The sequence below is a fragment of the Pseudomonas sp. Marseille-Q8238 genome, from assembly GCF_965111915.1.
Genome location: NZ_CBCOPI010000001.1, coordinates 2,718,137 through 2,737,750 on the forward strand (window position 1 = coordinate 2,718,137; position 19,614 = coordinate 2,737,750).

At 58.7% G+C, this 19,614-nt stretch carries 21 protein-coding genes; 15 read left to right on the plus strand and 6 right to left on the minus strand.

Annotated elements, in window-relative coordinates:
- Positions 1 to 33: 33 nt before the first annotated feature.
- From ACWPW0_RS12565 to ACWPW0_RS12580, 4 genes are all read left to right on the plus strand, one after another.
- Entirely contained in the window at positions 34 to 1,038 is a 1,005-nt protein-coding gene (locus ACWPW0_RS12565; protein ID WP_447591290.1) for a YqaJ viral recombinase family nuclease, read from the plus strand.
- Positions 1,039 to 1,129: 91 nt separating this feature from the next.
- Entirely contained in the window at positions 1,130 to 2,080 is a 951-nt protein-coding gene (locus tag ACWPW0_RS12570; RefSeq protein WP_447591288.1) for a recombination directionality factor, read from the plus strand.
- Positions 2,052 to 2,549 carry a RadC family protein gene (gene radC, locus ACWPW0_RS12575; protein WP_009686157.1) on the plus strand — a complete coding sequence of 166 codons (498 nt, stop codon included), beginning with the start codon at positions 2,052 to 2,054 and terminating at the stop codon, positions 2,547 to 2,549. Before ACWPW0_RS12570 ends, radC begins: the two co-directional genes overlap by 29 nt.
- A gap of 10 nt (positions 2,550 to 2,559) precedes the next feature.
- A complete protein-coding gene (locus tag ACWPW0_RS12580) occupies positions 2,560 to 2,733 on the plus strand; it encodes a hypothetical protein (RefSeq protein WP_009686156.1) in 174 nt (57 codons plus the stop codon).
- A gap of 70 nt (positions 2,734 to 2,803) precedes the next feature.
- Here the strand turns inward: ACWPW0_RS12580 and ACWPW0_RS12585 are convergent, their stop codons facing one another.
- The 3 genes from ACWPW0_RS12585 to ACWPW0_RS12595 all read right to left on the minus strand — a co-directional run bounded on the left by ACWPW0_RS12585 (position 2,804) and on the right by ACWPW0_RS12595 (position 4,203).
- Complete coding sequence (locus ACWPW0_RS12585) at positions 2,804 to 3,085, minus strand: type II toxin-antitoxin system RelE family toxin (RefSeq protein ID WP_074918669.1); 282 nt, start codon at positions 3,083 to 3,085, stop codon at positions 2,804 to 2,806.
- On the minus strand, positions 3,075 to 3,320 hold the full coding sequence (locus ACWPW0_RS12590; RefSeq protein WP_033942931.1) for a type II toxin-antitoxin system Phd/YefM family antitoxin: 246 nt from the start codon (positions 3,318 to 3,320) through the stop codon (positions 3,075 to 3,077). Before ACWPW0_RS12590 ends, ACWPW0_RS12585 begins: the two co-directional genes overlap by 11 nt.
- A gap of 184 nt (positions 3,321 to 3,504) precedes the next feature.
- Positions 3,505 to 4,203, minus strand: a complete 699-nt coding sequence (locus ACWPW0_RS12595) for an inovirus Gp2 family protein (protein WP_447591285.1) — start codon at positions 4,201 to 4,203, stop codon at positions 3,505 to 3,507.
- Between the two features lie 497 nt (positions 4,204 to 4,700).
- Between ACWPW0_RS12595 and tnpB the strand changes: the two genes are divergently transcribed.
- The 5 genes from tnpB (at position 4,701) to ACWPW0_RS12620 (ending at position 13,024) form a co-directional block, all read left to right on the plus strand.
- Complete coding sequence (tnpB, locus tag ACWPW0_RS12600) at positions 4,701 to 5,060, plus strand: IS66 family insertion sequence element accessory protein TnpB (protein WP_058151328.1); 360 nt, start codon at positions 4,701 to 4,703, stop codon at positions 5,058 to 5,060.
- 19 nt (positions 5,061 to 5,079) lie between these two features.
- A complete protein-coding gene (gene tnpC / locus ACWPW0_RS12605; RefSeq protein ID WP_447591283.1) occupies positions 5,080 to 6,591 on the plus strand; it encodes an IS66 family transposase in 1,512 nt (503 codons plus the stop codon).
- Between the two features lie 582 nt (positions 6,592 to 7,173).
- A complete protein-coding gene (locus ACWPW0_RS12610; RefSeq protein WP_088277992.1) occupies positions 7,174 to 8,436 on the plus strand; it encodes a TolC family protein in 1,263 nt (420 codons plus the stop codon).
- Positions 8,433 to 9,893, plus strand: a complete 1,461-nt coding sequence (locus tag ACWPW0_RS12615) for an efflux RND transporter periplasmic adaptor subunit (RefSeq protein ID WP_088277994.1) — start codon at positions 8,433 to 8,435, stop codon at positions 9,891 to 9,893. Before ACWPW0_RS12610 ends, ACWPW0_RS12615 begins: the two co-directional genes overlap by 4 nt.
- Positions 9,890 to 13,024 carry an efflux RND transporter permease subunit gene (locus ACWPW0_RS12620; protein ID WP_447591282.1) on the plus strand — a complete coding sequence of 1,045 codons (3,135 nt, stop codon included), beginning with the start codon at positions 9,890 to 9,892 and terminating at the stop codon, positions 13,022 to 13,024. Before ACWPW0_RS12615 ends, ACWPW0_RS12620 begins: the two co-directional genes overlap by 4 nt.
- Positions 13,025 to 13,092: 68 nt before the next feature.
- Here ACWPW0_RS12620 and ACWPW0_RS12625 read toward each other — a convergent pair whose 3' ends face one another.
- The 3 genes from ACWPW0_RS12625 to ACWPW0_RS12635 are packed head-to-tail and all read right to left on the minus strand — an operon-like array spanning position 13,093 to position 14,912.
- Positions 13,093 to 13,755 carry a hypothetical protein gene (locus tag ACWPW0_RS12625; protein WP_017675694.1) on the minus strand — a complete coding sequence of 221 codons (663 nt, stop codon included), beginning with the start codon at positions 13,753 to 13,755 and terminating at the stop codon, positions 13,093 to 13,095.
- Positions 13,756 to 13,767: 12 nt separating this feature from the next.
- Complete coding sequence (locus ACWPW0_RS12630) at positions 13,768 to 14,505, minus strand: HupE/UreJ family protein (protein WP_447591280.1); 738 nt, start codon at positions 14,503 to 14,505, stop codon at positions 13,768 to 13,770.
- A 47-nt stretch (positions 14,506 to 14,552) separates the two neighbouring features.
- Positions 14,553 to 14,912 carry a hypothetical protein gene (locus ACWPW0_RS12635; RefSeq protein WP_137821412.1) on the minus strand — a complete coding sequence of 120 codons (360 nt, stop codon included), beginning with the start codon at positions 14,910 to 14,912 and terminating at the stop codon, positions 14,553 to 14,555.
- Between the two features lie 118 nt (positions 14,913 to 15,030).
- Between ACWPW0_RS12635 and mreA the strand changes: the two genes are divergently transcribed.
- The 6 genes from mreA to ACWPW0_RS12665 all read left to right on the plus strand — a co-directional run bounded on the left by mreA (position 15,031) and on the right by ACWPW0_RS12665 (position 19,539).
- On the plus strand, positions 15,031 to 15,318 hold the full coding sequence (gene mreA, locus ACWPW0_RS12640) for a metal-sensing transcriptional repressor MreA (RefSeq protein WP_045733414.1): 288 nt from the start codon (positions 15,031 to 15,033) through the stop codon (positions 15,316 to 15,318).
- 10 nt (positions 15,319 to 15,328) lie between these two features.
- Entirely contained in the window at positions 15,329 to 16,444 is a 1,116-nt protein-coding gene (locus ACWPW0_RS12645) for a nickel/cobalt efflux transporter (RefSeq protein ID WP_137821413.1), read from the plus strand.
- Between the two features lie 3 nt (positions 16,445 to 16,447).
- Positions 16,448 to 16,888 (plus strand): YqaA family protein, encoded by a 441-nt coding sequence (locus ACWPW0_RS12650; protein WP_137821414.1) that lies wholly within the window; start codon positions 16,448 to 16,450, stop codon positions 16,886 to 16,888.
- Positions 16,885 to 17,601, plus strand: a complete 717-nt coding sequence (locus ACWPW0_RS12655; RefSeq protein WP_282340359.1) for a TraX family protein — start codon at positions 16,885 to 16,887, stop codon at positions 17,599 to 17,601. The genes ACWPW0_RS12650 and ACWPW0_RS12655 overlap by 4 nt, the downstream gene beginning before the upstream one ends.
- 853 nt (positions 17,602 to 18,454) lie before the next feature.
- Positions 18,455 to 18,898, plus strand: a complete 444-nt coding sequence (locus ACWPW0_RS12660; RefSeq protein WP_137821415.1) for a disulfide bond formation protein B — start codon at positions 18,455 to 18,457, stop codon at positions 18,896 to 18,898.
- Positions 18,895 to 19,539 (plus strand): DsbA family protein, encoded by a 645-nt coding sequence (locus tag ACWPW0_RS12665; RefSeq protein WP_137821416.1) that lies wholly within the window; start codon positions 18,895 to 18,897, stop codon positions 19,537 to 19,539. Before ACWPW0_RS12660 ends, ACWPW0_RS12665 begins: the two co-directional genes overlap by 4 nt.
- The last annotated feature ends 75 nt before the right edge of the window (positions 19,540 to 19,614 follow it).

Consider the following 19,614-nt stretch of genomic DNA (forward strand, 5'->3'; position numbering starts at 1 on the left):
GTCGGGCGTTTCTATTTCTGCAAGGTGAACACTATGAAAGCCACTTCATTGAATCGCAGCACCAGCAAAATCCGTCCGGCTCTGCGCCTGGTCAGCACCAAGGAACTGCCACGCGAGGACTGGCTGCAGATCCGCAAGCAAGGTATCGGCAGTTCGGACGCTGCGGCAGCGGTCGGTCTGAACCCCTACAAATCGCAGCTGGAACTCTGGATGGAGAAGACCGGTCGTGATGCTGGCATGCCCAAGGCCGATCCACAGGATGAGGAAAGCCCGATGTACTGGGGCAACGTGCTGGAGCCCATCGTGGCCTGGCACTACAGCAAGCGCACGAAGAACAAGGTACGGCGCATCAACGCCGTGCTGCAGCATCCCAATCCGGAGCTGCCCTGGATGCTGGCTAACATCGACCGCGAGGTGATCGCGGCGGACGATGTGCAGATCCTCGAATGCAAGACAGCAGGCATAAATGGGGCACGACTCTGGAAAGAGGGCGTGCCGGAGTATGTGCAGCTGCAGGTGATGCACCAGTTGGCTGTCACCGGCAAACAGGCGGCTGATGTTGCCGTGCTCCTCGGTGGCCAGACACTGGAGATCCACCGCATCGAGCGGGATGAGCAGATGATCGCTCGTCTGATCGAGCTGGAGCGCCAGTTCTGGCACTACGTGGAAACCGATACGCCACCGCCGGCCGATGGCACAGCATCCGCTGATGCTGCCCTGCGTTGCCTCTACCCGGAGGACAACGACCAGGTCGTCGACTTCAGCCAGCATGCTGGCCTGTCAGCGGCTTACATCGAGCTGAAAGCCGTACGTCAGTCGATTGCCGACAAGGAAAAGCGCGAGGCTGAGCTCAAGCAGATGCTGCAGCAGGCCATGGGTGACGCCAGCCGGGCTGAGTTCGCCAACGGTTACATCACCTGGCGCAAGGCCAAAGACAGTGTCGGCTTCGATGTCGCGCAACTGCTCAAAGACAAGCCGCACCTGCAGGCCAAGTACCCACTGCTGAAGCCGGGTGCACGGCGCTTCCTGGTCGGCTGAAACCCAGCTTTTCCAACCCTTCCCTCCCCTTGGCCAGTCCATGCAGTTCGCGCTGCGTGGCTGGCCTTTTTTCATTTCCAGGAGAATCACCATGCTCAAAGGTCTGGCTATCACTCCGCCGGTACTCGGGCGGATTTCCATCGGCAAGGTCATCGAGAAGAACGGCAAGCGACTACCGGAGAAGGATGACCAGTTCACCATCACTTCCCAGGTACAAGGCAAGGAAGGCTGGCTGCTGCACCCGCTGAATGAGGAGCTACGTCAGGGCAAGGACAACAAGTTGCGCAGCATTCCGGTACGCCTGCTGTTCAACGAACCGGAGCTGAACTTCAGGGCGGACTACACGCTGTTCGACCGGCAGTCTGGTCGGCCGGTTTGCGTCGGTAATGGCGAGACCTGCAAGCGGGTCACACAGGACGGTATGCAGTCATTGCCCTGTCCTTCACCAGATGCCTGCCCACTGGCGAAAGGCGGTGCCTGCAAGCCCTATGGCCGACTGAACGTGGTCATTGGCGATGAGGATCCGCTGGGAAGCTTTGTATTCCGCACCACCGGTTTCAACAGCATCCGCACCCTCGCAGCCCGCCTGCATTACTTCCAAGCCATCTCGGGTAATCGCCTGGCCTGTCTGCCGCTGGAGTTGCGCCTGCGAGGTAAGTCGACTCGCCAGAGTCATGGCACGCCGATCTTCTACGCCGACCTGACAGTACGCGGTGGCATGGACATGGCTGAAGCGCTGGTGACCGCCAGTGAACTCGATTCGCGGCGGCAAGCTGCAGGCTTCGATCAAGCCGCCTTGGATGAGGCAGCACGACGCGGCTTTGGCAACGGAGCATTCGAAGACAGCGAGGAGGATGTCAGCGCCATCGTGGAAGAGTTCTACCCCGAGGGTGAAGCCCCTGCTGCAGCAACAATTTCGCAACTCAACCCCACCAAACCCAGCCTGACTGAAAAGCTCGATGCACAAGCTGCTCGTCAAACCCCACCCACAGACCGAGACCAAGGAGGCCGCCATGCGCCTGCACAAGCTGAAAGCCAGTGACACGACCGGCACCTACCTGGTCGAGTCGCCGGTGACGGAAAACGACATCCTGCTGATGGCCAGGCAACTGGCCAGTCTGCGCCTGCGCAAGGGACGTGCACTGACCTCGCCTAAGGAGGCGTTCAGTCACCTGCAGACGCTGCTGGCTGATTATGAGCACGAGGTTTTTGCACTGCTCATGCTCGACAGCCGACACCGGGTGATTGCGTTCGAGGAAGTGTTTCGCGGAACCCTGGATGGAGCCAGCGTCTACCCACGGGAAATCGTGAAGATCGCCTTGGAACACAACGCAGCGGCAATCATCCTGGTACACAACCACCCCTCAGGTGATCCCGAGCCCAGCCAGGCGGATCGCAATCTCACCACGAAACTGCAGGACGCACTGAATCTGGTCGGAGTCAGAACGCTCGATCACGTTGTGGTAGGCCAGGAGGATTGTGTGTCGTTGGCTGAGCGCGGCTACCTGTAAGGAGGTGCCAATGAAACTGCTGCTACGGACTGTTGCCTCGGCATTCATGTTTGCCGGGATCTTGGCCGGTTGTCTGGCGATATTGCTGCTGATGATTCTGATGGTGCGCTTTCCACCATTGCTGATTGCCGTGGTGTTGGCGTGCTGGATCTACCGGAAGCAGAAAGTAAGAATGAACCCTTGAACAGTGAGCCAGCGTGGGTAGTCGAAAGACTGCCTGCAATGGCTCCCTCTTTTTTCTTTTGCCCTGGTAGCTAACGCTTACCTGCTGCCTTGTAAGCTGCACTTCGTTCACGCTTGCCCACTGCGACCACAATCACAACCACCCGATCATCTTCGACCCGATACACCAAACGATAGCCTGCTGTTCGGAGCTTGATCTTGTAGTGCCCAGGCAGATCCCTGAGGGCATCAGCCTGTACCTTTGGTGCTTCCAGCCGCTCACGCAGTTTTTTCTTTGCCTGCTCACGCACTGTATGACCCAGCTTCTCCCATTCCTTCAGCGCTGAGGGCAGGAACTCGAGCTTATAGGTCATCCAGGTTCACCGGCACACCCTTCTCACCGGAGCGTGCATTAACGACATCGATCAGATCCAGATCGTCCAGACGGTCCAGCATCTGCTCGTACAGCTCGGCTGGCACCATGTACCCCATCACGCGGTTATGATTGAGAACGGCGACCGGCATGCCACCAGCACCAGCCATAACACCGGTGGGGTTTTTCTTCAGCTCAGAAACGCTCACTGCAACGTCAGCCAAAACACTCTGCATACCATAGCTCCTTTTTTAGGTCTTTATTTTGGTCTTAAGGTGCATAGCATAGCAAGGCATCCCCATGGGCAATCTTCCAAATGGCACGAGGCGTCCAATTTTGAACCGCCGCCATCTGGGAGAACTGATTGCCCTGAAGCCTCCCATTCAGCTGTGAGCCCATGCGGCTTGCGCGGACTGCTCCCTACCCCCGACTGGTCTCGAAACTCCGCTGGCGATCCCCGTAGTGCTTGGTCGCTTTCTTACACAGGTAACTGGCTCGGTAGAACAGCTCAGGCAGCTCATCGAACTCGTCTCGACGAATTTCTCGATTGATAAAGTACTCAGGATTCTTTGGCCTATGGACCAGCCCCCTAACCTGATCAGCTGATAATCCAAGTACACTGGCCCAAGACTCTTCAATCCGTCTGAACATGTTAATCCGTTCAGAACCTATCCGGCCTAGCCTGTAATAGGCATCACGGTTCAAAAGAATCAGTAGGTGGTAATGGCGACGACCTCTCTGACCGATCTCTTTCGACCAGACGTATCGTACTTTGCAACCACGCGAGTAACCACGCTCAGCCACGCGCTCCTGGTGGTACTGGATCTTCTTCGTAAACGATTCGAAGAACTTGCTTATGACCTTGTTCGTATAGGCGTACTCGGGTAGCTCGATACCATTAGGCACATAAAGATCTACTCTGAAGGCAAGTACTCTAGGGTACTCAGCCATGGCTAAGTCGATGGTATGTTTGAGATCATAAAGGTATTCCAGAGCAAAGGGGCCTACTTCTGCCTGGATAGGAAAACCTTCAAAGGTCTCCCCGTAGTGCAAATGAAGATTGGTATTATCGGGATGACGTAGTGGGGAGTGCTGGGTTGTAGCGATATCGTTGACCATGGTTATGACTCCAGTTAATTTGACTCATAACACAAATCCCATTATTAAATTTTTAATACCCCCCCCCCCCTAAACCCCCGCCCCATGCTAGATAATTTTAATATTTAAAAAAAAAATAAAAATCCTCCCGCCGCAAAATAAATAAGCAGAAAGCCCAGCAAACACGAAGAGCGCTATAGATAAAACAAAGCAATTACAGAGCCTTTAACAATCAATACAATTTCGGAATTAAATTATCCAAATTATCCAAATTATCCAAATTATCCAAATTATCCAAAAATAATACGCTGATCCATGTAGTTAATTATAGAGTGATTATAGAATCCTCTTTGGCCTGAACTCTATCGCTTGCTCGATTGAAATCTCACCCGCTACAAAATCAGCTCGCCCTGTGAGACTAGACACTCTATTTGATCGTAAGCGCTCCATAAACCCCACCTGCCCATAGGCCGCAGATCATTGGATGCTGAGCTCCCGTTTTCACTGGAGTTCATCCCATGATGCGTCCCGATGCCAAGGTGCAGAAGGTCTACCTCTACCCAAAGCCCGTCGACTTCCGCAAATCCATCAACGGCCTGGCCGCCTTGGTCGAGCTGGACATCAAGGTGGAAGTGTTCAACCCGGTGCTGTTCGTGTTCCTCAATCGCACGCGCAGCCAGGTCAAGATTCTCTACTGGGAGCGCAACGGTTTCTGCCTGTGGCTCAAGCGACTGGAAGCCGAGCGCTTCAAGACCAAGCCCGATGCAGGCGACGAGGCCATCGAGCTGACGGTTGACGAACTGAACTGGCTGCTCGACGGAATTGACCTGTGGCGCAATCGTCCGCACCAGGTACTGACGCCGCGGTTCGTGGCCTGAGCCGGTATAATCCAGCGCCATGAAATTTGGCGCCGACAACCTTCCTAACGATCCCGTCCTGCTCAAGGCCTTGGTGCTGCAATTGCAGGAGCAGGTCGCCCTGCTGCGCCACAAACTGTTCTCACCCAAGTCCGAGCGCAGCCCTGAAGATGCCGACTCACCGCAGCTGGCCATGTTCAACGAGGCCGAAGAGCTGGTCGAAGAGCCGACTGCCGAGCCAGCCGAAGCTGAAGCCGAAGAAGTCGTTGCGCCGATCAAGCGTCGTGGCAAGCGCAAGCCGCTGCCGGCCAATCTGCCGCGCGTCGAAGTCGTCCATGAACTGCCCGAGCACGAACTGACCTGCGCCTGTGGTTGCCGCAAACAGGCTGTCGGCGAGGAAACCAGCGAGCAACTGGAGATCATCCCGATGCAGGTGCGGGTTATCCGTCATATCCGCAAGACTTACGCCTGCAAGGCCTGCGAAACCGCACCGGTCACCGCCGACAAACCGGCCCAACTGATCGAGAAGAGCCTGGCTAGTCCCTGCGTGTTGGCGATGCTGCTGACCACCAAGTACGCCGACGGCATCCCGCTGTACCGTTTCGAGAAAATGCTCGGTCGCCACGGCATCGACATTCCCCGCCAGACCCTGGCGCGCTGGGTGATCCAAAGTGGCGAGCAGCTGCAGCCGCTGCTCAACCTGATGCGCGACAAACTGCTGGACTACCCGGTGCTGCACTGTGACGAAACCCGCCTGCAGGTGTTGCACGAACCCGGACGCGATCCCACCGCGCAGTCCTGGATGTGGGTGCAAAGCGGTGGGCCGCCGGACAAGCCAGTGATCCTCTTCGACTACACAGCCAGCCGCGCGCAGGAGGTGCCGCTACGCCTGCTCGAGGGCTATCGCGGCTACCTGATGACCGACGACTATGCCGGCTACAACGCCGTGGCTGCGCAAGCGGGCATCGAACGTCTGGCATGCTGGGCGCATGCGCGGCGCAAGTTCGTCGAGGCGCAGAAAGTGCAGCCCAAGGGCAAGACCGGCCGTGCCGACATGGCGCTGAACCTGATCAATAAGCTCTACAGCATCGAACGTGAACTGAAGGACGCCAGCGATGCCGAGCGGCAGGCCACCCGTGTGCAACGCAGCCAACCGCTGCTCGATCAACTCAAGGCCTGGCTGGACAAGACCCAGCCGCAGGTCGCTGGGCAGACGGCCCTGGGCAAGGCGGTGAACTACCTGGCCAGCAACTGGGGCCGGCTGGTGCGTTACGTCGAAGGTGGAAACCTGCCCATCGATAACAACCGCGCCGAAAACGCCATCCGCCCGTTCGTCATCGGTCGCAAGAACTGGTTGTTCAGCGACACGCCCAAGGGCGCCACGGCCAGCGCACAGATCTACAGCCTGATCGAAACCGCCAAGGCCAACGGCCAAGAGCCTTACGCCTGGCTGCGCCACATCCTCGAACACCTGCCAACGGCACAGAGCGTCGAGGACTACGAAGCGCTGCTGCCGTGGAACTGCTCGCCGGCTTCTGCCTTTGCTTCCTGAAAACAAACCCCGTCCACTAGGACGGGGTTTATGGAGCGCTTACATTTGATCCAAATCAACGAAGTGCTGTTATCGTCAAAAGGAGCATTCATGGCTCGGGGGCAATCTGCTATCGTCGGCCTATTGCCCCGCCTGGTGAATTGCTGTGCGTCGGATTGGATTGATCCTGCTAATGATTGCTAGCCTCGTGCTGCCGACCTTCGGCGGTGTGGCTTTCAGCATGCCGGCACAACCTTGCCCGATGCAGAGCGCCGATCATCAGGGCCATGCAATGGTTGATGCTCCGTGCTGCGAGCAAATGGACACGTCTGATGGGGTGGCCAATAAGTCCCCCTGCAAATCCGGCCAGGAATGCAAGACCGGAGGACTTCTCCAGACCACCGTGATCAAGAGCATATCCCCTCTCCCCTCACGCCCCGAGATATTGCTGACCCAGTCGGTGATTAAGCGAGAGCCCGCAGGACTCTGGCGCCCTCCTCGTTTCGTCTAATGCCGTGATCATCCCGCGCCTTACAGTCAGGCGCATCGTCGCGACCACGTTTCGTAGCTGCGACCTCGATCAATCGCATTGGAGGCGAAAGCATGTCCGCTTTCCTTTTTCCACGCCGTGGCTATCTCGGCGTGTTGGCTGCCGCATTCTGGGCAGCTCCCTGGCTTGCCGCGCAGGCACAGCCCCTAACCTTCGAACGAGCCCAAGCTCTGGCCGAACAGAGTGCCCCTGAGAACCTCGCGCGCCAGGCGCAGGTGGCATCGGCACAGCAGGCTGTAGGGCCCGCAGACGCCTTGCCCGATCCCAAGCTGATTATAGGCATCGACAACCTGCCGATCGAAGGCCCTGACCGTTACACACTTAATCGTGACTCCATGACCATGCGCCGCATTGGACTCATGCAGGAGGTACCAAACGGCGACAAGCGTCTGGCCCGTCGCCAACTGGCCGAAGCCTCCATGACGCGGGCCGAGGCCGAGCAGCGTGCCATGCAGTTGGAAATCAAGCGCCAGACGGCAGTGAGCTGGCTGGACGTGTACTACGCCGAACGCAGTGTTGGCCTCTTCGATCAACTGGACCGTCAGATCGAGATGCTCCGCTCGACCGTGCAATCGCTAATTGCCGGCGGTAGTGCTCAGCCTGGCGAGCTGTTGCAGGCCGACCAGGAAGCTTTGGCGTTACAAGATCGGCGAGATGAACTGAATCGCGATGTGGCAGTAGCTCGTGCCAAGCTGCGCCGCTGGATAGGCAACGAGGCTGACCAGCCTTTGCAAGGAGGTGTTCCCAATCTGAACCTGGTGGCACCGCACCTGCAGCAACGCATTGCCTCACACCCTGAGTTGCGCGCTGCCTCCGCCCGAGTCGGCGAGGCTAGCGCCGAGCTGAACGAGGCCATCGCCGAGAAGACCCCCGACTGGGGTGTTGAGTTTGCCTACAACAATCGCGACAACCAGTTCGGCGATATGGTGATGGTGCAATTCACGTTCGACCTGCCGTTGTTCGTAGGCACACGTCAGGGGCCCAAGATCAACGCCAGACAACAAAGCGTGTCGCAGATGGAAGCCGAGCAGGAAGCATTACTGCGCGCCCATCAGGCTGAGCTGGAAGGCGGTATTGCCGAGCTTGAGCAACTGCGCAGGACCTTGTCACGCACCGAAAAAACCTTGATCCCGCTTGCAAGCAAACGTGCCGATCTCGAACTGGCCGCCTACCAAGCCGGTAACAGCCAGCTCACATCCGTTATTACTGCCCAGCGCGACCTGATTGAGGCGCAGCTGCGGCAGATTGAACAGCAGCGCAAGTTGAGCCAGCTATCCGCAAGCCTGTACTACGCCTATGTGGAGGGCCTGAAATGAAGATATCGACATTTGGTTTTGCGGTCGCCGTGCTGACCGTGGGCATTGGCGCGGCGGGCGGTGGCTACTGGCTGGCCCAGCGGCAAGCCAAACACGAGCTACTGCCTAGCTCCGCACCGACGGACGAGCGCAAGGTGCTCTATTGGTACGACCCTATGCAGCCTGAGCAGCGCTTCGATAAACCGGGCAAGTCACCTTTCATGGATATGGAACTTGTCCCTAAATACGCAGGATCCGAGCAGGATCCGTCTGTCCTGAGCATCCCCGCTCAAGCCGTGCAGAACCTCGGAATGCGAACCTCGATGGTGATCCGAGGTGTACTGCCCTCGGATATCGAGGCGGTGGGTTCCCTGGCCTATAACCAGCGAGAAGTGGCGAACCTCCAGGCCCGCGCCGGCGGATTCGTCGAGCGGGTTTACGGTCGCGCCCCGGGCGATGTGCTGCCTGCCGGAGCCCCCCTGGTCGACCTGCTGATTCCCGAATGGTCCGCCGCGCAGTTGGAGTTCCTGGCGGTACTGCGTACCGCTGACACTCGCTTGATAAGTGCGGCCCAAGAGCGCCTGCGCCTGCTTGGCATGCCTCAAACGTTGATCGAGCAGGTCCGCCGCAGCGGCAAACCACGGGCGGTGCAAACCCTCACCACACCTATCAGCGGCGAGCTCCAAGCCTTGCAGGTACGCGCCGGGATGACCGTCGAAGCCGGGCAGGATCTGGCGTTGATTAACGGGCTATCCAGTGTCTGGCTCGATGCGGCGATACCCGAGGCCATGGCCGGAAGTATCCAGGTCGGGGACGAGATCCGCGCCAACCTGACGGCCTTTCCTGATCGACCGCTGCTGGGCCGCGTCATAGCCTTGCTGCCGAGTGCCGATCCGCAAACGCGCACGCTCACGGTACGCAGCGAGCTACCCAACCCTGCCGGTAAGTTGCGCCCCGGCATGTTCGCCGCCGTACGCCTGAACAGTGCCGTCGAACAATCCACGCTTCTTGTGCCGAGTGAAGCCGTGATTCGCACCGGCAAGCGTGCATTGGTGATGCTGGCCGAAGGCGACGGACGCTACCGCCCCCAGGAAATCACCTTGGGCCGCGAGGCCGATGGGCGTCTGGAGGTGTTGTCCGGTCTTGAGGAAGGTCAGGCGGTCGTTACCTCCGGCCAGTTCCTCATCGATTCGGAAGCCAGCCTGCAGGGCATCCTGGCCGGCAATGCAGAACAGGACAGCACGGAGGGGCTGCATGTGTCTCACGGCGTTATTCGCGCACTGGACGGGAAACAAGTCACCCTGGAGCATGGCCCCTTCGAGAGCCTGAATATGCCAGGTATGACCATGGCTTTTCCTCTGGTCAGCTCCGAAGTAGCTGTGGGACTTAAGCCAGGAGATCACGTACGCATCGCCGCACGTCAGACAAACTCCGGCCTGCTGATCGAGCAGCTCCGCAAGGAAGGAGACCAGCCATGATCGCGCGCCTGATCCACTGGTCTATCGGCAACCGCTTCCTGGTACTGCTGGCCACCCTGTTCATCACCGCCCTGGGCCTCTGGTCGCTGCGCAACACGCCGTTGGATGCACTGCCGGATCTGTCCGACACCCAGGTCATCATCCGCACAAGCTTCCCCGGGCAGGCACCGCAGATCGTCGAGAACCAGGTGACCTACCCACTGGCCACCACCATGCTCTCGGTACCGGGGGCGAAGACGGTGCGCGGCTACTCGTTCTTCGGCGACTCCTTCGTCTACGTGCTGTTCGAGGACGACACCGACCTCTACTGGGCGCGCTCGCGGGTGCTGGAGTACCTCAACCAGGCGCAGGAACGCCTGCCCGAGGGTGTTACCACCACCCTTGGGCCGGATGCCACCGGCGTGGGCTGGATCTACCAGTACGCCTTGGTCGACCGCAGCGGCCAGCATGATCTTGCCCAGCTGCGGGCACTGCAGGACTGGTTCCTCAAGTACGAACTCAAGAGCCTGCCCAACGTAGCCGAAGTGGCCACCCTCGGCGGCATGGTCAAGCAATACCAAGTGCTGCTCGATCCGCAGAAGCTGGTGGCTTATGGGGTAACTCAGCAGGAGGTCGAAGCGGCGCTGAAGAGCGCCAATCAGGAAACCGGCGGCGCCATCCTGGAGCTGGCAGAGCGCGAGTACATGGTGCGGGCTTCAGGCTATCTAGAGAGCCTGGCGGATTTCCGCAATGTGCCGCTGCGGGCTTCGGCCAGCGGAGTTCCGGTGCTGCTGGGTCAGGTGGCCACCATTCAACTGGGACCAGAGATGCGGCGTGGCATTGCCGAGTTGGATGGTCAGGGTGAAGTGGTAGGCGGCGTAGTCATCCTTCGCTCCGGCAAAAATGCCCGCGATACCATCGCCGCGGTGAAGACCAGGCTGGACAGCCTGAAGGGCAGCCTGCCGGCCGGCGTCGAGGTGGTCACCACCTATGACCGTTCGCAACTGATCGACCGCGCCATCGACAACCTCAGCTATAAGCTGCTGGAAGAGTTCGCGGTGGTTGCCCTGGTTTGCCTGATCTTCCTCTGGCACCTGCGCTCGTCGCTGGTCGCGATCATCACCCTGCCCCTGGGCATCCTGATGGCCTTCATTGTCATGCGCTACCAAGGCGTCAATGCCAACATCATGTCGCTCGGCGGGATCGCCATCGCCATCGGTGCCATGGTCGACGCAGCCGTGGTGATGATCGAGAACGCGCACAAGCACATCGAGGCCTGGAAGGCCCGGAATCCTGATGAGCACCTCCATGGCGAGGCGCACTGGCGAGTGATCGGCGAAGCCGCAGCCGAAGTCGGGCCCGCGCTGTTCTTCAGCCTGCTGATCATCACCCTGTCCTTCCTCCCCGTTTTCACTCTGGAGGCTCAGGAGGGCCGGTTATTTGGCCCACTGGCCTTTACCAAGACCTATGCCATGGCGGCCGCCGCCGGACTGTCGGTCACCCTGGTGCCGGTGCTGATGGGCTACTGGATTCGTGGGCATATCCCCAACGAACAGCAAAACCCGCTAAATCGCTGGCTGATCAATGCCTACCGGCCGGTGTTGGAAGCGGTGCTGGCTTGGCCGAAAACAACGCTGACGCTGGCATTAGTGGTTTTTCTCTCTAGCGTCTGGCCACTTAGCCAGCTAGGCGGTGAGTTCCTGCCACCCATGGATGAGGGCGATCTGCTGTACATGCCATCTGCCCTGCCCGGCCTGCCGGCAAGCAAGGCCAGTCAGTTGCTGCAGCAGACCAACCGGATGATCCTTACCGTGCCGGAAGTGGCGCGGGTGTTCGGCAAAGCCGGTCGAGCAGAAACGGCCACCGACCCAGCGCCGCTGGAGATGTTCGAGACCACGGTACAGTTCAAGCCGCGCGATCAGTGGCGCCCGGGAATGACACCAGAGAAGCTCATCGAGGCATTGGACCAGGCGGTGAAAGTCCCGGGGCTGTCCAACATCTGGGTTCCACCGATCCGTAACCGCATCGATATGCTGGCCACGGGGATCAAGAGTCCCATCGGGGTGAAAGTTTCCGGAACCTCGCTGGCCGAGATTGAGCGCATAACGCGTGACATTGAGGCCGTGGCCAAGGAGGTACCTGGCGTGAGTTCGGCGCTGGCGGAGCGGCTGACCGGCGGTCGCTATGTGGACATCCAGATCGATCGCCTGGCCGCGGCGCGCTATGGCCTGAGCATCGCCGACGTGCAGGCGGTGGTATCGGGCGCTATAGGCGGCAGCAATATCGGTGAAACGGTCGAGGGGCTGGCCCGCTTCCCGATCAGCCTGCGCTATCCCAGGGAGTGGCGTGACAGCCCGGAAGCGTTGCAGCGCATGCCGATTCTCACCGCAGTGGGCCAGCAAATCACCCTAGGAACCGTCGCCCAGATCAGTCTGACAGAAGGGCCGCCGATGTTGCGCAGCGAGAACGGGCGTCTCTCGGGCTGGGTCTATGTCGATGTCCGCGGTCGCGATCTGGCATCGACTGTGCGAGAACTGCAGGAGCGTGTCACGAATGGTGTGCCACTGGTTGCGGGGGTGACAGTCTCCTACTCCGGTCAATTTGAATTCCTAGAGCGCGCCAATGCACGCCTGACTTGGGTCGTGCCGGCGACCTTGCTGATCATCTTCGTGCTGCTCTACCTGACATTCAGCCGTTTCAGCGAGGCCCTGTTGATCATGGCCACACTACCCTTCGCCCTGTCAGGCGGTGTCTGGTTGCTCTACTGGTTCGGCTTCAACCTGTCGGTTGCCACTGGGGTCGGCTTTATCGCCTTGGCGGGAGTCTCGGCGGAATTTGGGGTGATCATGCTGCTGTATCTGAAGAACGCCTGGCATGCGCGCGTGGATGCAGGGCGCAGCGACGATCCGGCCCTGCTGGAGGCAATTCGCGAAGGAGCTGTCCTGCGTGTCAGACCCAAGGTGATGACCGTTGCCGTGATCATCGCTGGCCTGCTGCCCATTCTCTGGGGTGGCGGAGCGGGTTCAGAGGTCATGAAACGCATTGCCGCACCTATGGTTGGCGGCATGATCACAGCCCCGCTGCTGTCCATGCTGGTGTTGCCTGCCGCCTATTGGTTGATGCGTCGACGGGGTAAACGAAAGAGTTACTAACCACAGGAGCTATAGCTCTGAATGTTCAGGTGAGCCCCTCCGCCATATGACGAAGGGGCTTATCTGTCTTAAATCACGCGTTTAACGCTCAGGTAATCGCCCTTGGTCTTCAGCGTGATGGTCACGTCGCGGTTGCTGCGGTTGCGCCAGAACCAGCCGTGTGTACCGTCGAAGATGGCGGTGAATTCACCCTTGTCGCCCTTGATCTGCTTACCCTTGCTATAGCTGTGGTAGTAGCCCTTTGGGCCGTTGTAGGGTTCGCCATGGGTGTCGTGGTTGACCGGAACACCATTGGTCGTCCACTCGTAGCTGACCGTGGCCTTGTCCAGCATCTCCAGTTTGATTTCACTGGCCTCGCCCGGCTTCAGCGTGACGGTCACTTCATCTGACTTCAGGGCTGGCTCAGGCTCAGCTACGGGTTCGGCCACAGGTGCTGCTGCAACAGGCTCTTGCACTACCGGCTGAACAGGCGCGGGAGCTTGAGCGACTGGAGCCGCAGCTGGCTGAACCGCTGCATCCGCTGCCGCTTCTTCGGCCAGGGTTATCTTCATTTCGCCCATCTGGGTCAGGCCGAGTACGCGACCAACGCCCGTTGGGTCGATGGCGTACTCCGAAGGCATCACCACGGTGACCAGTAAGGCTGCGGCAACACCCACGGCGATCACAGTGGAGCGCAGCAGTTGGTGGCTGGTAGGCAATTCGCTTTGGGTCGGAAGCTGGGTATTGAACATGCTGAGAATTCCTTACTGAGAGACGATCAGGCCGGTGAGCTGGTAACCCATCAAGAGGAAACCGGCGCTCATCATGGCGACGTTGGCGGTGTAGGCATGACGCCAGAAGCTGGCGGTGCGCCGCCAGTAGCCCATGACAATCAGGATGGCGCTCAAGGCCAGGAGCTGGCCGATTTCGACGCCGACGTTGAAGGCAATCAGGTTGGCGATCAGGCCATCTGCCGAGATCTCGTATTCCTGAATCTTGGTGGCCAGACCAAAGCCGTGCAGTAAGCCAAAAATCAGCGTAGCTGCCTTGGTATTGGGCTGATAACCGAACCAGCGCTGGAATGCCCCGAGATTATCGAGCGCCTTGTACACCACCGAGAAGCCGATGATGGCGTCGATCACGTAAGAGCTGATGCTGATTTCAGTCAGCACACCCAGCAGCAGGGTGACCGAATGACCCACGGCGAACAGGGTGACGTAGAGCCCCACGTCCTTCAGGCGGTAGAGAAAGAAGATCACCCCGAAGAGGAACAGCAGGTGGTCGTAGCCGGTGATCATGTGCTTAGCGCCCATGTAGATGAACGGCAGCACCATCACCCCGGAGCTTTCCTGGATAAAGCCCTTGTCGCCCTCGGCGACAGCGTGGGCCAGTGCGTCAGGCATGCCGAGAAACAGCAATGCCGTGAACAGCAGCAACAGTAGTAACGAGCGATTCGGGCGCACGACAGATGCGTCCATTGCGCCCATAGATAGCGATTGCATGGTTGAGTCCTAAATTAAAGGGGTCTTGGGCCGCACAGCGGCCTGTGTCAGAGCACAAATGTGGCGCGCGGTGGCCGCTCGATCAGGAAGATCGGGCTTGGAGGAATGGAGTAGCGAGGGGCGGGTATCGGCTGCGCACGTTCTGGCAGCGTGCTGATGCTCAGCAGCGCAGTCAGGTGTGGTGTTTCATGTAGATGGTCGGCGGTCAGCGGCGAGTGGCAGTGATCACCGTACGCAGCACAGGCCAGCGTCTCGTCACCATGCGCATGCGAATGAGCACCGTCATTGCCACTCAAGGAAGGCTGGCTCGATCCCATAAACAGCGCAGAGGTATGTCCAGCCCAAGCCATCAATATGGCGAGAGCAAGGGCAAAAATCACCTTGGTGCTGATGGGATTGGTGAGCATGTTGTGGTTCTTTCGATGCCTAAGCGGGTGGCTTTTCTGGAGGGGTGGTCGGTTTGACCATATCCCCCCCAGGGGGATAGCATGCGAGCGTAATTCATCGACGCACGAGACTCAAGGTATGAGCGATCACGAACACGGCCACCAGCACCAAAGTCATGGCGACATCATCAAAAGGTTGAAGCGTGCGGAGGGCCACCTGCGCAGCATCGTCACCATGATCGAAGACAGCCGTGCCTGCGTCGACATCGCTCAGCAGTTGCATGCCGTAGAGAAAGCCGTCTGCCAGGCCAAGCGTGTGCTGATCCAAGACCATATCGACCACTGCCTGGAACACACGGTCGAAGCACTTGCAATAGGCGAGCGCGCATCACTCGAAGACTTCAAGCAAATCACCAAGTACCTCTAGGCCTCTTCCCATGTCGAGCTTCGCCGAACTGCTGCAACAGGGGGCCTCGCAGGCCTGGCTGTATTTCCCCAGTGCCATCTTGCTCGGTGCCTTGCATGGCCTGGAGCCAGGGCATTCAAAAACCATGATGGCGGCATTTATCGTGGCCATTCGTGGCTCGGTGAAGCAGGCCATTCTGCTGGGTCTTGCTGCAACGCTTTCGCACACAGCCGTGGTCTGGCTAGTGGCCATGGCTGGCATGTACCTAGGACAAGGCCTGGATGCCGAAACCACCGAGCCTTATTTCCAGCTCGCGTCCGCAGCGATCATTATCACTATCGCCTTGTGGATGCTTTGGCGCACTTGGCGTGGCGAGCAGATGTGGCGCTTCGAGGAGGGCAATGACCATCACCAACACGATGAAACCCATCGCATCGATACCGGGCATGGGTGTATCGAGCTGTCGATCTTTGAAGAAGGAGTTCCACCACGCTGGCGGCTGAAGTCCTTGAGTGGCCATACCTGGTCGGCTATTGAAGTGAGCCTGCTGGCTACCCGGCCCGATGGCCAGACCGAACAATTCTGGTTCGTAGACCGAGGAGGCTATCTGGAATCACTGGTCGAGATTCCTGAGCCCCATGACTTCACTGCACGGCTTAGCCTGGGCCATACCGGTCATTCCCACGACTATGACCTGGAGTTCCGCGAGCACAGCCACGGTCATGAGCATGCTGAGCAGGAGGAACTGGAACTGTCGCTGGAGGGCTATCAAGATGCCCATGAACGGGCGCACGCCAACGACATCCGCAAACGCTTCAGCAGCCTTAACGTCACCACCAGTCAGATCATCATGTTCGGCCTAACGGGAGGGCTGATTCCGTGTCCGGCCGCAATCACCGTGCTGCTGCTCTGCCTGCAAGTGAAGGAAGTTGCGCTGGGAGCCGTACTGGTGTTGTGCTTCAGCATTGGTTTGGCCATCACTCTGGTCACCGTTGGCGCTGCCGCCGCTATCGGCGCTCGCCAAGCCTCCAGTCGCTGGCCGTGGCTTGGCGCTGTAGCGCGTCGCGCCCCTTACCTGTCCAGCTTGCTGATCATCGGCGTGGGGATTTACGTCGGTTTCCACGGTTGGATCGGCCTGAACGCCTAGCCGATGTGGGAGTTATCCGGTTATTTCGGTCTGTTCCTCACAGCCTTCGGTGCCGCCACGCTGCTGCCCATGCAGTCGGAGGCGGTACTGGTCAGGTTGCTGCTGACTGACCGCTATACAGCATGGACACTACTGGCGGTGGCCACCACGGGCAATGTGCTGGGCTCGGTGCTGAACTGGCTGCTGGGTCGCTCCATCGAGCACTACCGGCACAAGCGCTGGTTTCCCGTCAGCGAAGGCAAGCTGGAAAGGGTCCAGCAGGCGTATCACCGCTTCGGTCGCTGGTCGCTGCTGCTCAGTTGGGTACCGATCATTGGTGATCCACTTACCGTGGTAGCCGGTGTCATGCGCGAACCGTTCTGGAGCTTCCTGTTAGTCGTGACGCTGGCCAAGGCCACTCGCTACCTGCTGCTGGCTGCGCTGACGCTTGGGTGGTTCGGGTGAGCCCGCATGCACGCGACGCCAACCTGGATCTGATCAAGTGGCTGGCGATGCTGACGATGCTGCTGGATCACTTGCGCTACGTTTGGCCTGAAGCCGAATGGCTGTTTATCGTCGGTCGTTTAGCGTTCCCGCTGTTCTGCCTGGGCATTGCAGCCAATGTGGCGCGCTCGCAATCGGGAGCACTGTACACCGATGACAACGTTCGTTATTTGGGCTGGATGGTTGCGTTTGCCGTGATCTCGGAGTTGCCCTATCGCCTGCTTTCCAGCGACAGTAGCACGCTCAATGTAATGCCCTCGCTGCTGCTGGGCCTGCTTATCGTCTGGGGCGCACACCATCGTGGCCGCGATGGCCTTATTCTGGCTCTGGCCGGAGTGAGCCTGGCAGTGCTGATTCAAGAACGCCTGATGTACGGGATTTTCGGTGCGCTGTTGCCGGCAGCATTGTTGCTGGCCATGCAACGCCCTGGTCTGGTTTGGCTATTGCCAGCCGCACTTTGCGTACTGGCCAACAGCCGTAACCGCTGGCTCGCGGAGTGGGAGTTGCAGCCCTATACGTTGCTGATCCTGGCCACAGCGTTCGCGGCGCCCTTAATTGGGCTATGGCTACTGCGCCGAACGCGCCATTTCAGGATCTGGCCGGTCAAGCGCTGGGGCTACTGGTTCTACCCTAGTCATCTAGTAGCACTGCACCTGATCCGCACGCTCAGCTAGTGTGGGTTTTCCTTCTTCAAAGCCTGCTTGCTCACTCCATATAATCAGCAAGGAACCATCGTTAACAGCCGCCGTGCACTGTGTAATTAGCCCTTTGGGCGCGTCACCTTTTAAAAGGTTATGCGATGCCTATGGTGCTTGTGCCGCCCACCTGAGAGTGATCTCATGCGGGACAATTCGTACGACGACCGTATTTTCAATGAGGCTAGGATCAAACCTCCCTCCCCCACTTAATGCCTACCGACATCAACGATGCCCAGCCGTACTATTACAACTCAAGCAGTACTTGCACTGAGCCTGGCATTACTGCTGGTCATGGTCTGGCATACATCTTCCTTGTTGACGGGTACAGAGCCGCAAGCGGGATTCAAAAGCGAATCCACGCACAGTAGTTTGTCCACAGATACAGCCCCCTCTTGCTCATGGTGTGAAGATCATCGGCACTCGCCGGTGACTGCTGACCATGTGCATGAAACCCCTTACCTCGGGCCGTTGCTTACCCTGCCTGCCCAAGCAGAAAACAACGCACTTGCGGCTATTTCGGATCAAGCTACGCCAGTTCGCCCTATCTACCTGATTGAGCGCCCTCCACGATCCAGACGCGTGATCTAGACAAAACCGCATTGCGGCCAAAGACCACTGCAATCCAGGATCAACTTATGCAATCGCTTTCTCCTCGCGGGTTCGTGGCTCTGTCCGTGCACCTACGCCGCCCGGCGCTCTTATCGCTGTTCGCCATCTCGTTGATGGTTATGGGCATGGCAGATGCACGGGCTCAAGACGTCACCACAAGCGGTATCGCGCCAAAGCTAGTTTCCGCGCCATCCACCTCAGTCGAGGGCAGGTATCAACCATGAAGGAAGCAGAGACAAACACTCGCGCTATCAACCCCTGGGGCCTGCTACTTATGGCCTGGGGTATTGCGCTTGTTTCAACTTTAGCCGCGCTGTTCATCGGCGAGGTCATGGGGAAAACACCCTGCGTTCTCTGCTGGTTCCAGCGCGCATTCATGTTCCCACTGGTCGTGATTCTGGCCGCTGGTTGCTACATCTCAGATTTCGGCGTCTGGCGCTATGCGTTGCCAGTTACCGTCGTGGGTTGGCTCATCGCGCTTTACCACAGCCTGCTCTACCTCGGGATCATCCCGGAGAGCATCAAGCCCTGTGGTGCAGGACCATCATGCTCCAGCGCTGACATGATGATTTTCGGCAGCATACCGCTGCCACTGCTTTCGCTGGGTGCATTCACCCTTATCGCTGTTCTTCTTGTTCTCATCCGCCGGAGGTCTTCCCTATGAGCAGACGTGCAATCGTCCTCGTCATCAGCATTCTTACTGCGCTCGGCTTCGCTGCTGCGGCATTCGTTTATGATCGATATTCGGCAAGCGAAGAAACTCCGCCAGCGGCCCCGGCAACCAGCTCCTTGGTGCGCTTCCATTCGCCAGTTATCGGTGCCGCTAATGCGCCAGTAACCATTGTTGAGTTCTTCGATCCGTCCTGCGAAGCCTGCCGTGCCTTCTTTCCACTGGTTAAGCAGATCCTGGCTGAGAACCCGAAAGATGTGCGCTTGGTGCTGCGTTACGTCCTCTTCCATGAAGGCTCTGAAACAGCGGCAAGAATCCTTGAAACTGCGCGTAAGCAGGGGGTCTATGAGCCGGTTCTGGAGGCAATCATCGCGGCTCAACCGCAATGGCACAGTGACCCTCAGGTGCTCAAAGCCTGGGAGGCTGCTGAAGCTGCAGGCTTAGATGTGGAAAAGGCCCGCGCAGAGATGATGGCTACCGATATCACCGAAACGCTTAAAACAGACGCCCAGGATGCCCAAGCTGCTGCCGTGCGCCAGACGCCCACGTTCTTTGTGAATGGCAAGCCGCTCCTGAGCTTTGGTGCACAGCCACTGATTGATCTGGTTAAAGCTGAAATCGAACAAAGCAAATAAGCGCTTGCAGTTTGTAAACAAACGAACCCGCACCACCGCCTGCAATGTCTCGTGCCGAGTACTGCAGGTGGTGGC

What these genes read in the sequence shown, in the direction of transcription:
- ACWPW0_RS12650 (WP_137821414.1), top strand. Translation starts at nt 16,448, where the DNA reads ATGTGGGAGTTATCCGGTTATTTCGGTCTGTTCCTCACAGCCTTCGGT.
- ACWPW0_RS12595 (WP_447591285.1), bottom strand. Translation starts at nt 4,203, where the DNA reads ATGGTCAACGATATCGCTACAACCCAGCACTCCCCACTACGTCATCCC.
- ACWPW0_RS12660 (WP_137821415.1), top strand. Translation starts at nt 18,455, where the DNA reads ATGAAGGAAGCAGAGACAAACACTCGCGCTATCAACCCCTGGGGCCTG.
- ACWPW0_RS12570 (WP_447591288.1), top strand. Translation starts at nt 1,130, where the DNA reads ATGCTCAAAGGTCTGGCTATCACTCCGCCGGTACTCGGGCGGATTTCC.
- ACWPW0_RS12665 (WP_137821416.1), top strand. Translation starts at nt 18,895, where the DNA reads ATGAGCAGACGTGCAATCGTCCTCGTCATCAGCATTCTTACTGCGCTC.
- tnpC (WP_447591283.1), top strand. Translation starts at nt 5,080, where the DNA reads ATGAAATTTGGCGCCGACAACCTTCCTAACGATCCCGTCCTGCTCAAG.
- ACWPW0_RS12615 (WP_088277994.1), top strand. Translation starts at nt 8,433, where the DNA reads ATGAAGATATCGACATTTGGTTTTGCGGTCGCCGTGCTGACCGTGGGC.
- ACWPW0_RS12630 (WP_447591280.1), bottom strand. Translation starts at nt 14,505, where the DNA reads ATGCAATCGCTATCTATGGGCGCAATGGACGCATCTGTCGTGCGCCCG.
- ACWPW0_RS12610 (WP_088277992.1), top strand. Translation starts at nt 7,174, where the DNA reads ATGTCCGCTTTCCTTTTTCCACGCCGTGGCTATCTCGGCGTGTTGGCT.
- ACWPW0_RS12590 (WP_033942931.1), bottom strand. Translation starts at nt 3,320, where the DNA reads ATGCAGAGTGTTTTGGCTGACGTTGCAGTGAGCGTTTCTGAGCTGAAG.
- ACWPW0_RS12635 (WP_137821412.1), bottom strand. Translation starts at nt 14,912, where the DNA reads ATGCTCACCAATCCCATCAGCACCAAGGTGATTTTTGCCCTTGCTCTC.
- ACWPW0_RS12565 (WP_447591290.1), top strand. Translation starts at nt 34, where the DNA reads ATGAAAGCCACTTCATTGAATCGCAGCACCAGCAAAATCCGTCCGGCT.
- tnpB (WP_058151328.1), top strand. Translation starts at nt 4,701, where the DNA reads ATGATGCGTCCCGATGCCAAGGTGCAGAAGGTCTACCTCTACCCAAAG.
- ACWPW0_RS12585 (WP_074918669.1), bottom strand. Translation starts at nt 3,085, where the DNA reads ATGACCTATAAGCTCGAGTTCCTGCCCTCAGCGCTGAAGGAATGGGAG.
- ACWPW0_RS12645 (WP_137821413.1), top strand. Translation starts at nt 15,329, where the DNA reads ATGTCGAGCTTCGCCGAACTGCTGCAACAGGGGGCCTCGCAGGCCTGG.
- mreA (WP_045733414.1), top strand. Translation starts at nt 15,031, where the DNA reads ATGAGCGATCACGAACACGGCCACCAGCACCAAAGTCATGGCGACATC.
- ACWPW0_RS12620 (WP_447591282.1), top strand. Translation starts at nt 9,890, where the DNA reads ATGATCGCGCGCCTGATCCACTGGTCTATCGGCAACCGCTTCCTGGTA.
- radC (WP_009686157.1), top strand. Translation starts at nt 2,052, where the DNA reads ATGCGCCTGCACAAGCTGAAAGCCAGTGACACGACCGGCACCTACCTG.
- ACWPW0_RS12625 (WP_017675694.1), bottom strand. Translation starts at nt 13,755, where the DNA reads ATGTTCAATACCCAGCTTCCGACCCAAAGCGAATTGCCTACCAGCCAC.
- ACWPW0_RS12580 (WP_009686156.1), top strand. Translation starts at nt 2,560, where the DNA reads ATGAAACTGCTGCTACGGACTGTTGCCTCGGCATTCATGTTTGCCGGG.